This window comes from Azotobacter vinelandii CA (genome assembly GCF_000380335.1).
Taxonomy (GTDB): Bacteria; Pseudomonadota; Gammaproteobacteria; order Pseudomonadales; family Pseudomonadaceae; genus Azotobacter; species Azotobacter vinelandii.
Genome location: NC_021149.1, coordinates 1,091,545 through 1,104,107 on the forward strand (window position 1 = coordinate 1,091,545; position 12,563 = coordinate 1,104,107).

Here is a 12,563-nt window from a genome sequence, read left to right on the forward strand (position 1 = left end):
ATTTCCTCCGCCATCTGTTCTTGGATTGGAATGTCGTCAATGTCGGTCGTCGGTATGTATGTTTCCCGGCTCGCCGAGTCCGCTCGCGTCGGTGGATGTTCGGTGTTTCCGAAACAGCGTGAGCGGACTCTTCATCGATACTTATCGCAACGGCTGTGCCAGTTTTGTAATCTTCTTTTTGTTTTCTTAATTTGTTGTTTTTCAAGTAAAAAATTAATTGTTTTCGATTTCGGTGGAGTCGTCGGCGTCTGCTTTCGCGAATATCCGTTCGAATTCCGGTTGGATTTGTGCGACGCAAGATGAGGAGTTGCCGTATATCCGGGAGAGCGCTTTTCGATGCGCTGTCGAATATATGAATGGCGACGGCGAAGTCGCTCGGAGAAGTTCCACGGGCGAGTGGCTCGAGTTCGGCGAAGAGGCTAGGGAAGTTGCGTGTCGCCGATATCGAGGCATGGCGGGCGGACACTTCGGCGACAGGGCCGGAAGCCTCCGGCCCCGGGCGGGGACGGAGGCGGGGCGAGCGGGGAGGGGGTGGGCTCAGGCGCGGTAGTTGCGCAGATCTTCCACGTAGGTTTCCAGGCCGAAGCGCTTGAGCTTCGCGTAGACGGTGCTCTTGGCTATGCCCAGTTCCCGCGCCACCGCGGTCATGTTGCCGCGACAGCCCTTGACGGTTCGCCGAATGACCTCGCGCTCGGCGCTTTCCAGGCCGTTCAGATCGCGCGCCTCGTCCTGCGCGTCGGGTTCCGGCTGGCGTGTCGCGTGGGCCACGCAGCGCCCGTCGAGCGGCACGTCGGCTTCGCCGAGCACGCTCGCCGGCGAGGTGAGCAGCATGCTTTCGATGACGTTGCGGAACTCGCGGATGTTGCCCGGCCAGGCGTAGCGCTGCAGCAGGGTCACCGCGCCGGCCGACAGCGTCCGCGGTGCGAGCCCGTGCTGGCGGGTCAGGATGTCGAGGTAGTGTTCGCCGAGCAGGGGAATGTCCCCGAGTCGCTCGCGCAGGGACGGGATGTGGATGCTGGTCACCGCGACCCGGTAGAAGAGGTCCATGCGGAAGGTGCCGGCCTGGATTTCCTTGTGCAGGTCGCGGTTGGTCGCGGCGACGAGGCGGAAATTGACCTTGCGCGGCTTGGTCTCGCCGATGCGATAGACCTCGCCTTCCTCCAGCACCCGGAGGAAATGGGGCTGGAGGTCGATGGGCATCTCGCCGATCTCGTCGAGGAACAGGGTGCCGCCGTCGGCCGCCTCGATCTTGCCCATCATGCCGCCGCGCCGTGCGCCGGTGAACGAGCCTTCGACGTAGCCGAACAGCTCGCTGGTCAACAGCTCGCGCGAGAAGCCGCCGCAATTCAGGGCGACGAAGGGGCCGTCGCGGGTCGCGCCGGATTCGTGTATGCCGCGCGCGAACACGTCCTTGCCCACGCCGGTCTCGCCCAGCAGCAGGACCGGGACGCGGGATTTCGCGAGCTGCCGGGCACGGCCGACCGCCTGCAGCAGCGCCGTCGATTCGCCGACCACCTTGTCGAAGCCGCTCTCGTCGAACCTCTCGTCGAGGACGGCCGGGCTGGCCGCGCCGGCGCCGGGCGCGCGCCGGTTCGGCAGCGTCAGCAGCGTGCCGAGATGCTGGTTGCCGACGATCACCGGCTGCAGCCAGTCCGGGTCCATCCATTCGGGCAGGTGCTCGGCGAGCCCGCCGTTTTTCTCCCATTTCAGCGACAAGGCGCCGAGCTCGCCGGTCGAGCCGAGCGGCTCGCGGCTGGCCAGGTCGGCCACCATCGCCGAGGCGCGCGCATTCGCCTGGATGGCGCGGCCGCGCCGGTCGAACACGACGATGCCGTCGGTCGCGCTCGGCGACAGGCGACCGATGCAGGTTTCCAGCAGTCGGTAACGGACATCCATTTCCATTTTCGCCAGACGGCTCTCGATACGCCCGGCCGTCGCCACGACCAGGGCGAGGCTGTGGCGGCTGTAGGAGGCGCTGAGCCCCGACACGTCGACCACGCCGAGGATGCTGCCGTCGCAGGGGTCGCGGATCACCGTCGCCGAACAGGACCAGCGCTTGATGCCGGCGCAATAGTGTTCCGCCGAATGGATCTGCACCGGCTGGCCGACCTCCAGCGCGGTGCCGATCGCGTTGGTGCCGCAGGCCAGTTCGCTCCAGTTCGCCCCCGACAGCAGATAGATGTTTTCCGCCAGGCCGCGGGTGGACACGTCCCCTTCGAGATTGAGGATGGTGCCGCTCGGGTTGGCGAGCACCATCACCGTTCCGGTTTCGGCGAGGAAGTCCCGCGCCGCCGCCATGATGGGCGCGCTGGCGCTCAGCAGGTCGGCGGATTCGTCGCGCAGGGAATGCAGGGAATGCTCGCTGAGCGGCGGCGGCGCCTGGAAGCGGTCCGGGTCGACGCTGGCGCCGAGGCAGCGCCGCCAGGAGTCGTCGATCAGGCGGCGCAGCGCATCCGATCCGGGCTCGCCGCCATTGAGGAACCTCTCCCACAAAACCTTGATGCGGTCGTCGTTTTCCGGCACGGGGAACATCTGACCCGTAGCAGTGGCAGGCATGTTCGTCTCCTTTGACCGCGTCGCCGCCTCGGTGAGCGCGGCGCTCGGTTCTCTCTTGTATTTTTTATGACCCGCCGCGAAGCCGTTCCCGAGTCCGGCGCCGGGTTTGCCGGTCGCTCGGCCGGGTGCGTTTGCAAGCCGGTTCCGGACATGGAGCAATATGTGCGCCAACGCCCGTCGCCGGCCTGCGTGGCGGCCGAAGCGGAGCGGCCGGCCGTTCGCGTCCGGAACGGGCGTTCGATTGTCGGGCGCCGCTGCGTTCGAAAATCGAACGCACGTCGGTACGAATTCCCGCTGGGCGCGGGGTCTTTCGCACGGGCCGGGAGGCGCGGTGCGACCGCCTGCCGGCGTGCCGGGGGTTTTTGCCGGCGGTCGCCGGGGCCTGGCCCGGCCTTTGCTGTCGGTTCCAGGCGCCAAGCTCGGAAACCACCCACGACACCGGAGGCACCATGCCCAGTCCCGTTGCGGAGCGCCCCGTCGGGCGCATTCCGGTCAGCCTGCTCACCGGCTTTCTCGGCGCAGGCAAGACGACCCTGTTGAAGCAGTTGATGAAGGACCCCGCGATGGCGGGCAGCGTGCTGTTGATCAACGAGTTCGGCGAGGTCGGTATCGACCATCACCTGGTCGACAGGCTCGACGAGCACACCCTGCTGCTCGACTCCGGGTGCATCTGCTGCAGCGTGCAGGGCGATCTGGTGCGGGCCCTGCGGGAACTCCACCAGCGCTTTTCCCGGCGGGAAATCCCCGCGCTTTCCCGCGTGCTCATCGAGACGACCGGGCTCGCCGACCCGGTTCCCCTCGTCGGTACGCTGATGGAGGAGCGCTTCGTCGCGGCGCGCTACCTGTGCGACGGCGTGCTGACGGTCGTCGACGCGGAACACGGTCTCGATCAGTTGGGCCGCTATCGCGAGGCCGTGCGCCAGGTAGCCATGGCCGACCGCCTGCTGATCGGCAAGGGCGACCTTTGCGATGCCGCGACCCGGACGCGGCTGGAGGCGAAACTCGCCGCTCTCAACCCCACGGCGCTCCGTCTGGAGGTGCGCCACGGCAAGGTGCCGGCGGATCGGCTGTTCGGCGGCGGCATCTACGCCGCCGCCGGAAAGTCGCCCGACGTCGCCCGCTGGCTGATGGACGAGCGCGGACGCTATCGGCCGCTGGCGGCGCCGGCCGGCCTGGCGCATGGAGCGGCCGTGCAGCGGCGCCTGCACGTCGAGCGGCATGGCGACGGCGTCTCGTCCTTCGTCGTGCGCTTCGAGGCGCCGGTCCCGTGGCCGGGTTTCGCGGTGTCGCTCGGGCGCATCCTGGCGGCGCACGGGCAACGGCTGCTGCGGGTGAAGGGCTTGATGGCGGTGGCCGGCGATCCACAGCCGCATGTCATCCAGTGCGTGCAGGACGCGGCCTATCCGCCCGTACGGCTCCCGGCCTGGCCCGCCGATGGCGCTTTCGCCGACCGCTGCGGGCGATTGGTGTTCATCGCGCGGGATCTCGAGCCGGCGGCGGTCGAGAGCATCCGCGAGGCGCTGACTGACCTTCCCGGCACGGCAGCGGCCATGCGCATGGCCGCTGCCCGGCCCCTGCTGCCCACGCGCTGCTGGCTCGGCCGGCACATGCCGGTCGGCTCCGAGCGGGACATCGAACTCGATGCCTGGTTCGTCCGCCCGAAGCGTTTCGCGAAACGCCCCGTCATCGGCACGTGCGACTGAATCTTGCCGTCGAGCCGCCGGAGGGGCTCAGGCGCGCTCCAGCTCCCCGGCAGCGAACGGCGGCGGGCGTCGTGGCCAGTCCAGCGCCAGTTTCTCGAACTCGCGCGCCAGCAGGCTGGCGACCAGCAGGTCGCGCAGCCAGCGGCGGTCGGCCGGGATCACGTACCAGGGCGCGGCGGGACTGTGGCTGGCGGCCAGCACCGCGGCCCAGCGCGCCTGGCGCTCGGCGAACCGGCGGTGCGCGGCGAGATCGCCGGCGGCCAGCTTCCAGCGCTTGTCCGGGCGCTCCAGGCGTCGGCGCAGGCGACGTTTCTGCTCGGCGCGGGATATCTGCAGGTAGCACTTGAGCGGCTGGATGCCGTGGGCGACGAGGCGCGCCTCGAACGCCTCGATCCGCGCCAGGCGGCCGGGCAGCTCGGCGTCGCCGCACAGGCCGTCCAGCGGGTCGCTGACCAGCGCCTCGTAATGGCTGCGGTCGAACACCCCGAGTTGGCCGGGCGCGGGCAGGCGCCGGCGGTAGCGCCAGAGGAAGTCGTGGCGGCGCTCGCCGGCATCCGGCGGCTGGAAGTCGTGGACCGCCAGGGCGAGCGGATCGAGGCCGGCCAGCACACGGCGGATCACGCCATCCTTGCCGGAACAGTCCGGTCCCTGCAGGACCAGCAGCAGGGCGCTGCGGCGGTTGGCGCGCAGCATAGTCGAGCGCCGGCGCAGCCAGTCCCGGAGCGCCGCCAGGCGGACGGCGGCATCGGCCTTGTCCAGTCCGAAGCGGCGTGCCGGATCGCCGTCCAGCGGCGCTTCCGGGGTGCACAGGCAGGCGTCGAGGAGCGCATCGGGCAGGCGCGGCACGGGCATTCCTCGCGCGGGCCTACTGGCCGTCCTTGCGGCGCTTGAGCTGGTCCTTCAACTGGCTCGGCACCTGGCGGATAGTCAGGGTGTCGTGCTCCTCGTCGTATTCGACCCGCGAACCCAGCAGGTGCGCCTCGAAGCTGATCGACAGGCCCTCGGCGCGGCCGGTGAAGCGGCGGAACTGGTTGAGGGTGCGCTTGTCCGGCGGAATTTCCGGCGACAGGCCGTAGTCCTTGTTGCGGATATGTTCGTAGAAGGCTCGCGGGCGCTCCTCGTCGATCAGCCCGGACAGCTCCTCCAGGGCGATCGGCGCACCGAGGCGGGCCTGGGTGCTGGCGTAGTCGACCAGTGCGCTGGTTTTCTCGCGGGCCTCTTCCTCGGCCAGGTCCTCGCTCTCGACGAAGTCGCTGAAGGCCTTGAGCAGGGTGCGCGTCTCGCCGGGCGCGTCGACGCCCTCGCGACAGCCGATGAAGTCGCGGAAGTAGTCCGAGACCTTCTTGCCGTTCTTGCCCTTGATGAAGGAGATGTACTGCTTCGACTGCCGGTTATTGCGCCACTCGGAGAGATTGATCCGCGCCGCCAGGTGCAGTTGGGCGAGATCCAGGTGCTTGGCCGGCGCCACCTCCAGGGTCTCGGTGACGGTCACTCCCTCGCTGTGGTGGAGCAGGGCGATGGCCAGGTACTCGGTCATGCCCTGCTGGTAGTGGGCGAACAGTACGTGGCCGCCGCTGGACAGGTTGGACTCCTCCATCAGCGTCTTCAGGTGCTCCACGGCCTGGCGGCTGAACGCGGCGAAGTCCCGGGCGCCCTCCAAGTAGGCGCCCAGCCAGCCGCTGAAGGGGTAGGCGCCGGATTCCTCCTGGAACAGTCCCCAGGCCTTGCCCTGCTTGGCGTTGTAGCTGTCGTTGAGGTCGACGAGCAGGTTCTCCAGCGCCTGCGACTCGGCCAGCTCGGAATCGCGGGCGTGCAGCACGGCGGGGCTGCCGTCGGGTTTCTTCTCGATCAGATGAACGATGCAGTGGCGTATCGGCACGGCGGTCTCGGGCAGTGAGAAAAGGATGCGGCAGTTTACCCGAGGCGGTGGGAAGAGGGCGGGGCGCCGTTCCGGCGAAGATGCGTGGAAGCGGAAGAGGCGTGCGGTCCGGCCAGCGCTGGCGCCGGGGCGGACGGTTCGCGGTGTGGAGCCCGCGTCCTGCGGGCTCTAGCGAGTATGTCTAGCGTCTTCTTCTCTTCGTGGCGCGCTCCAGCCGCTGCAGGTGCTCCCAGGCCTGCTGCTGCGCGGCGAATTCTTGACGGGCCCACAGATCGTCCTGCGAGCCGTCGAGTCGATATGGCGCCCTCGCTCGCGTCCAGCGATTCAGATACAGCCTCCGGCCAAGCAGGGCGCAACCCAGTAACGCAAGGATAAGAGTGGTGCTGATCGTGAACATCGTTCGCTCTCCGTTGCGGGATGTTCTGTAACTGTAGCAGGCGATCGCCGGGGCCACGGCGCAGCCGGCGGCTCGTCGGGCGGGTTCCACGCCGCCCGGATCGATTCTGCCGGGGCGGGTTCAGGCGGAGGTTTCGGTGGTGGCTGGATAGCGCAATCTTTCGACCAGCGCCGGCAGTTCGCGCATGTCGTGCAGCAGATGCTCGACTCCCAGTTCACGCAGGATCTCGCCCTGTTCCGGGGGAATGTGGCTGGCGCCGAGGAAGCCGATCACCCGCATGCCGGCGGTAAGGGCAGCGGTGGCTCCGGTAGCGCTGTCTTCGACGACCAGGCAGCGTTGCGGCTCCACGCCCGCCGTGCCGGCCGCCAGCAGGTAGAGGTCCGGCGCTGGCTTGGGGCGCTTGACCAGGTCGGCGCCGAACACGCCGACATCGACCCGCTCGGTCAGCCCGGTGCGTTGCAGGGCGTAGTGCACCGCCTCGCTCTGGCTGTTGGAGGCGACCGCCAGCGGCAGGTCGATCGCGCAGAGCGCCTCGCGCACGTGGGGAATGGCCTGCACCTCGGCGCGGATGATCGCCTCGGCGCGGCGGCGCACGTTGGGGTGGAAGTCGGCCGGCAGGTCGAGGCCGAAATGCGCGGCGACCCGGGCGATGATGTCGCGGCTCTGCAGGCCGAAGGTGCCGGCCAGCAGCACGTCCAGCTCGTGTTCCGGCACCAGCGCGGCGAGCGCCTCGCGGACCACGCGGCCGGTGATGATTTCACTGTCGATCAGCACGCCGTCGCAATCGCAGATCAGTAGGTCGATATGGCTGGTTCGGGTCATACGCGGGCCTCTTTGGCGAGTTCGTTTTCCAGTATCCGAAGACGGTCCGTGCATATAACCCGGCCGGAGGGACAGTGCGCAAGGCTCCTTGGATGGCAGGCTAGTCCGCGCGTGGCGTTTCCTCGGGCGGCCGCTGTTCGCCGGCGATCCCGCGCAGCCGTTCGATCATGTAGCGCACGTGCAGGTGCAGGCTGTACAGCTCGTGGGAGTAGGACAGCGGCAGCTCGACCCGGCCGAGGCGCTTTTCCATCTCCTGGAGGCGGGCGATTTCCTCCGCCTCGTGGCCGCGGATGCTGCCGTCGTGGATGCGCGCGTCGATCTCGTGCAGATGCCGGTACCACTTGTAGGTCCTCGCGCGCATGCGCCATTCGTAGAGCGGCGAGACCAGTTTGCCGAGCGGCAGCAGGATGGCCAGGAAGGGGATCAGCAGCACGATGTAGCGGTCGACCAGCGAGGCGATGCGAAACGGCAAAAAGCGTTGCAGGTAGGGCAGGCCGCTGTGGTAGTAGCTGTCGGCCTCCTTGGTCAGGGGAAAGCCGCTCGGTTCGGGACGCGGGAAGCTGCCCGGCGGGTCGATCAGGCTGCCCGGCCGGAGAATCCGCCGCGAGCTTTCCAGCAGCAGCGGGGTCAGCGCCGGGTGCAGGCCATGGTTGGCGACCAGGGTGGCCACCGGCGACAGGGTGGTGAGCGGCCGGTCGGGGCTGTTGTGGGCCAGATCGAGCAGCCCTTCCGGCAGGGGCAGCGTCTTGAGGTAGGGCAGGTGCGCCTGGTAGGCCGCGGCGCGGCGCAGGTCGGCCAGGCGCAGCGCGGGATTGCGCGCCAGCGCCTGGATCAGGGCATTTTCCGGCGGTCCGACGAAGAAGGCCGCGTCCAGGCTGCCGTTTTCGAGCGCGGCGCTCGCCTGCCGGCCACCGAGGGCCAGCCAGTCCGGCTCCCGCGCGATATCGCTGGCCTCGAGGAGGCCGAGGACCACCGCCTGGGTACCGCTGCCGTCCTGGCCGAGGCCGATCCGCCTGCCGCGCAGTCCGGGCAGATCGCGGATGTCGAGGTCGCGGCGCTGGAACAGCCACAACGGTTCCTGGTAGAGCGCGCCGAGCCCGTGCAGGCGCTGGTGCTCCTCCGGCGTCAACTGCCGCTCGGTGCCGCTCTGCACCAGGGCGATCTGCACCGGGCCGTCCGCGGCGAGCAGGCGGCGGAGGTTGTCCGGCGAGCCGGCCGTGGCGATCAGTTCCAGTGCGATGCCTTCCTCGGCCAGGCGGGCTTTCAACTGTTCGCCGAAGGCCTGGTAGCCGCCGCCCTCGGGGCCGGTGGCCAGGCTCAGGCGGGTCGGCGGGGCCGGGTCGAGGGCCAGGACGAACAGGATGCCGATCAGCAGCAGGATGGGTACCAGCCAGAGGTTGGCCTTGAGGTAGATCTTCAGGTCGTGCAGGCGGGTCATGGCTTTCGATCACCCACGGTGGCGAACGGTGCATGGGCTGGCCGGCGATGTTCTCGGGTTCGCCGACCATGCCCTGTGGGAGTGAACTCGTTCGCGATGCCGCGGGTTTTGCCGGCAGTCGAGCGCGGATGAATCCGCTCCTGCGGCGAGCTCGTTCACGTCGTCGTCGTAGCCAAGAAGATAGCCAAGCCGCCAGATGGATGCCGTTCAGCGCGCCCACGGCGGGCGGGCGGCGAAGGCTTCGACCAGGTAGTCGAGCATCGCCCGGACCTTGGCCGGCGGGCGGCGCTCGGGCGGGTAGAGGGCATGGATGCCGCCCAAAGGATGCGGCGGGTGGTCGAGTTCCAGGGACACCAGCTCGCCGCGCTGCAAGGCGTCGGCGACGATGAACAGCGGCTGGTAGATCAGCCCCTGGCCATCGAGCGCGGCGGCCAGCAGGGCATCGCCGTTGTTCGCCGCCAGGTCGCCGGAAATCGCCACGCGCACGCTGCCGTCGCGGCCGAAGGCCCATTCCCGGCTGCCACCCCAGGACGACAGGCTGTAGCCCAGGCAGTTGTGCTGGCCCAGCTCGACGACCCGCCGCGGCACGCCGCGCCGGTCGAGATAGTCCGGCGCGGCGCAGACCAGCGTCGGGCAGTCGCCGAGGCGGCGCGCCTGCAGCGGGCTGTCGGCGAGCCGGCCGATGCGCACGGCCAGGTCCCAGCGGTCCTCGATGAGGTCGACCTGACTGTCGGTCAGGCCCAGTTCGATGCGCACCGCCGGATGACGGCGGGCGAAGGCCGGCAGCAGCGGAGCGATGAAGCGGTTGCCGAAGCTCAGCGGCACGTTCATGCGCAGCAGGCCGCTGGCCTCGACCCGCTGCGAGAGCAGCGCCGCCTCGGCCTCGTCGAGTTCGCCGAGGAGGCGCTGGCAGGTGTCCAGGTACTGGCTGCCGGCGTCGGTGAGGACCAGGCGCCGGGTGCTGCGCTGGAACAGCTTGAGGCCGAGACGCCGCTCCAGGGCGTCCACGTGCTTGGTCGCCATGGCCGGCGACATCTCCAGTTGACGGGCGGCGGCGGACAGGCTGCCGGCGCTGGCGGCGCGGACGAAGACGCGCATGCCGGTGATGCGATCGAGCATGGGGATTTCCTGCTGTCGGTAAGAACTGCTGCTGCGGACTGGCAGATTATCCGTTGCCAGGCGCAGGTCCATACTCCCTGCATCCGCCGTCGATGGAGTCTGCCCATGTCCGCCCGCGAAACCATCCAGCCGACCCTGTTCGTGCCCCATGGGGCCGGCCCCTGTTTCTTCATGGACTGGAATCCGCCGGATGCCTGGAGCGCCATGGCCGCGTTCCTGCGCGGCATCGCCGGCACGCTGGCGCGGCCGCCACGGGCGATCCTGATGGTCTCGGCGCACTGGCTGGAAGCGGAGTTCGCCGTTGGCGCCGGCCGCCAGCCGGAGCTGATCTACGATTACTACGGCTTTCCGCCGCACACCTACGAGCTGCGCTATCCCGCGCCCGGCGATCCGGCGCTGGCCGCGGAAGTCGCCAGGCTGCTCGGCGCGGCCGGGTTGCCTTGCCGGGGGGATGCGCGGCGCGGCTTCGATCACGGCATGTTCATTCCGCTGAAGCTGATGTTTCCCGCCGCCGACATCCCGGTGGTGCAATTGTCGCTGCGTCAGGATCTCGACCCCCAGGCGCATTTCGACGCCGGCTGCGCGCTGGCGCCGTTGCGCGAGGAGGGCGTGCTGATCGTCGGCAGCGGCATGAGCTTCCACAACATGCGCGGCTACGGCGACCCGCGCTTCGCGCCGGTGTCCGACGAGTTCGACCAGTGGCTGACCGCCACGGTCGAGGCCGGGCCCGCCGAGCGCGCGGCGCGTCTGGCGCGCTGGGAGGCGGCGCCGGCGGCGCGGCTGTGCCATCCGCCGCGCGCCGAGGAACACCTGCTGCCGCTCATGACGGTCGCCGGCGCGGCGGCCGAGGGGCGCGGCCGGCGGGTGTTCTCCGATCGGGTGATGGAAACCACCCTGTCCGCCTTCCGTTTCGACTGAACCATCGATAATTCAAGGAGATTCGCATGCTCATCGATCTGTCCGGCAAGACCGCCCTGGTCACCGGCTCCACCGGCGGCATCGGTCTGGCCATCGCGCGCGGGCTGGCCGAGGCCGGCGCCACCGTCATCGTCAACGGCCGCGAGCAGGCCAGGGTCGACGCGGCCCTGGCGCAGTTGCGCGATACCAAAGGCGGTGCTGCGGCTCGCGGGCTGGCCTGCGACCTGGGGACGGCCGCCGGCTGCCAGGCGCTGATCGCCGCCGAGCCGGAGGCCGACATCCTGGTCAACAACCTGGGCATCTACGGCGCCCGCGAGTTCTTCGAGATAACCGACGAAGAGTGGGAAGAAATCTTCCAGGTCAACGTGCTCAGCGGTATCCGCCTGTCGCGGCATTACGCCAAAGGCATGCAGGCCCGTGGCTGGGGACGCATCCAGTTCATTTCCAGCGAGTCGGCGCTGAACATTCCTGCCGAGATGGTCCACTATGGAGTCAGCAAGACGGCGCTACAGGGTGTCTCGCGCGGCCTGGCCAAGGTGCTGGCCGGCAGCGGGGTGACGGTCAACAGCATACTGCCGGGGCCGACCCGCACCGAGGGGGTGATCGCCTTCATCGGCGAGATGGCTCGCCAGGAGGGCGTCAGCCCCGAGGAGATGGAGCGGCTGTTCATCCAGCGCCATCGGCCGTCGAGCCTGCTGCGGCGCTTCGCCGAGCCGGCGGAGGTCGCCAGTCTCTGCGTCTATGCCGCCTCGCCGCAGGCCAGCGCCACCACCGGCGCGGCGCTGCGGGTGGAGGGCGGGATCGTCGAGAGCATCGCCTGACATTCATCCACTGGCCGGTTTGTCCGGCCGACATGCCAAGGAGTGCCGCCATGTCCGTTTCATCCGTGCGCATCGCCACGCAAGACCCGTCCCGCCTGATCCGGCGCCTGTGCAAGCACTGGGCGCACAAGTATCCGGTCAGCTTCGACGAGCGGCAGGGCGAGATCCAGCTCGCCCTGGGCCACTGCCTGCTGCAGGCGGGCGACGGGCTGCTGGATGTGCGCCTGCAGGCGAGCGACGCCGGGCAGGCCTCGTTCTTCCGCCAGGTGGTCGCCGAGCACCTGCAGCGCATGGCCGGTGGCGAAACGCTGGATTTCGCCTGGCGCGACGACGAGGCCGGGATCGCGTCCGGCGAGGGAAAGGATTGAGGAGCGAAGGCATGTTCGATTCGAAGAGCCGTTACGGCGCCATCACCCGGCTCCTGCACAGGTCCATGGCCGTCCTGATCCTCTGGCAGTTCCTCAAGCTGGGCGACCGGATCGCCGACGGCGAGCACTGGGTGGGCCGGACCCTGGTCCCCTGGCACATTTCCATCGGCGCGTTGCTGCTGGTGCTGGTCGTGTTACGCATGCTCTGGGCCCTGGGCCAGCGGCACCGGCGGCCGCCGCACCAGGGGCCCGGCGCGCCGCTGGTCAAGGGCGGCCACTTTCTGCTGTACGCCGGCATGCTTCTGATGCCGCTCAGCGGCCTGCTGCTGATGCTCGGCAAGGGTTACGGCCTGAAGGTCTTCGGCGTCCAACTGGTCGCCAGGAGCGGGCTGGAAACCGGCTGGCTCGCGGCCCTGGGCAGCCTGCATGCACCGCTCGCCTGGCTGCTGCTGGCGCTGATCCTCGGGCATGTCGGCGCCGCGCTGTTCCATCATTTGGTCAAGGACGACGACACCCTGCGACGCATGGCCGGTTGATTCCGG

The 12,563-nt window shown here is 69.1% G+C and carries 11 protein-coding genes; 5 read left to right on the forward strand and 6 right to left on the reverse strand.

Annotated features, from left to right (window positions below; genetic code table 11):
* Nucleotides 1-537: 537 nt before the first annotated feature.
* Complete coding sequence (locus AVCA_RS05140) at nt 538-2,556, reverse strand: sigma-54-dependent Fis family transcriptional regulator (RefSeq protein WP_236616350.1); 2,019 nt, start codon at nt 2,554-2,556, stop codon at nt 538-540.
* Nucleotides 2,557-3,005: 449 nt separating this feature from the next.
* Between AVCA_RS05140 and AVCA_RS05145 the strand changes: the two genes are divergently transcribed.
* Nucleotides 3,006-4,259 (forward strand): CobW family GTP-binding protein, encoded by a 1,254-nt coding sequence (locus AVCA_RS05145; protein ID WP_012699793.1) that lies wholly within the window; start codon nt 3,006-3,008, stop codon nt 4,257-4,259.
* A gap of 27 nt (nt 4,260-4,286) precedes the next feature.
* On the opposite strand, the gene AVCA_RS05150 is transcribed toward AVCA_RS05145, so the two are convergent.
* From AVCA_RS05150 to AVCA_RS05175, 5 genes are all read right to left on the reverse strand, one after another.
* Entirely contained in the window at nt 4,287-5,111 is an 825-nt protein-coding gene (locus tag AVCA_RS05150; RefSeq protein WP_012699794.1) for a polyphosphate kinase 2 family protein, read from the reverse strand.
* A 13-nt stretch (nt 5,112-5,124) separates the two neighbouring features.
* On the reverse strand, nt 5,125-6,138 hold the full coding sequence (gene yejK / locus AVCA_RS05155; protein ID WP_012699795.1) for a nucleoid-associated protein YejK: 1,014 nt from the start codon (nt 6,136-6,138) through the stop codon (nt 5,125-5,127).
* 517 nt (nt 6,139-6,655) lie between these two features.
* Nucleotides 6,656-7,357 (reverse strand): HAD-IA family hydrolase, encoded by a 702-nt coding sequence (locus tag AVCA_RS05165; RefSeq protein ID WP_012699796.1) that lies wholly within the window; start codon nt 7,355-7,357, stop codon nt 6,656-6,658.
* Between the two features lie 100 nt (nt 7,358-7,457).
* Nucleotides 7,458-8,795 carry a TAXI family TRAP transporter solute-binding subunit gene (locus AVCA_RS05170; protein ID WP_012699797.1) on the reverse strand — a complete coding sequence of 446 codons (1,338 nt, stop codon included), beginning with the start codon at nt 8,793-8,795 and terminating at the stop codon, nt 7,458-7,460.
* A gap of 207 nt (nt 8,796-9,002) precedes the next feature.
* A complete protein-coding gene (locus AVCA_RS05175) occupies nt 9,003-9,914 on the reverse strand; it encodes a LysR family transcriptional regulator (RefSeq protein ID WP_175555957.1) in 912 nt (303 codons plus the stop codon).
* A gap of 105 nt (nt 9,915-10,019) precedes the next feature.
* Here AVCA_RS05175 and AVCA_RS05180 point away from each other — a divergent pair, with 105 nt between their 5' ends.
* The 4 genes from AVCA_RS05180 to AVCA_RS05195 are packed head-to-tail and all read left to right on the forward strand — an operon-like array spanning nt 10,020 to nt 12,557.
* A complete protein-coding gene (locus AVCA_RS05180; RefSeq protein WP_012699800.1) occupies nt 10,020-10,832 on the forward strand; it encodes a DODA-type extradiol aromatic ring-opening family dioxygenase in 813 nt (270 codons plus the stop codon).
* A 26-nt stretch (nt 10,833-10,858) separates the two neighbouring features.
* A complete protein-coding gene (locus AVCA_RS05185; RefSeq protein WP_012699801.1) occupies nt 10,859-11,653 on the forward strand; it encodes an SDR family NAD(P)-dependent oxidoreductase in 795 nt (264 codons plus the stop codon).
* A 50-nt stretch (nt 11,654-11,703) separates the two neighbouring features.
* The gene (locus tag AVCA_RS05190; RefSeq protein ID WP_012699802.1) at nt 11,704-12,021 is read left to right on the forward strand and encodes a DUF2218 domain-containing protein; all 318 of its coding nucleotides are present in this window, start codon (nt 11,704-11,706) and stop codon (nt 12,019-12,021) included.
* A gap of 11 nt (nt 12,022-12,032) precedes the next feature.
* Complete coding sequence (locus AVCA_RS05195; protein WP_012699803.1) at nt 12,033-12,557, forward strand: cytochrome b; 525 nt, start codon at nt 12,033-12,035, stop codon at nt 12,555-12,557.
* Nucleotides 12,558-12,563 lie beyond the last annotated feature (6 nt).

Excerpts from the sequence above, each read along its gene's own strand:
- AVCA_RS05140 (WP_236616350.1), bottom strand. The coding sequence starts at position 2,556 with ATGCCTGCCACTGCTACGGGTCAGATGTTCCCCGTGCCGGAAAACGAC.
- AVCA_RS05145 (WP_012699793.1), top strand. The coding sequence starts at position 3,006 with ATGCCCAGTCCCGTTGCGGAGCGCCCCGTCGGGCGCATTCCGGTCAGC.
- AVCA_RS05150 (WP_012699794.1), bottom strand. The coding sequence starts at position 5,111 with ATGCCCGTGCCGCGCCTGCCCGATGCGCTCCTCGACGCCTGCCTGTGC.
- AVCA_RS05165 (WP_012699796.1), bottom strand. The coding sequence starts at position 7,357 with ATGACCCGAACCAGCCATATCGACCTACTGATCTGCGATTGCGACGGC.
- AVCA_RS05170 (WP_012699797.1), bottom strand. The coding sequence starts at position 8,795 with ATGACCCGCCTGCACGACCTGAAGATCTACCTCAAGGCCAACCTCTGG.
- AVCA_RS05175 (WP_175555957.1), bottom strand. The coding sequence starts at position 9,914 with ATGCTCGATCGCATCACCGGCATGCGCGTCTTCGTCCGCGCCGCCAGC.
- AVCA_RS05180 (WP_012699800.1), top strand. The coding sequence starts at position 10,020 with ATGTCCGCCCGCGAAACCATCCAGCCGACCCTGTTCGTGCCCCATGGG.
- AVCA_RS05185 (WP_012699801.1), top strand. The coding sequence starts at position 10,859 with ATGCTCATCGATCTGTCCGGCAAGACCGCCCTGGTCACCGGCTCCACC.
- AVCA_RS05190 (WP_012699802.1), top strand. The coding sequence starts at position 11,704 with ATGTCCGTTTCATCCGTGCGCATCGCCACGCAAGACCCGTCCCGCCTG.
- AVCA_RS05195 (WP_012699803.1), top strand. The coding sequence starts at position 12,033 with ATGTTCGATTCGAAGAGCCGTTACGGCGCCATCACCCGGCTCCTGCAC.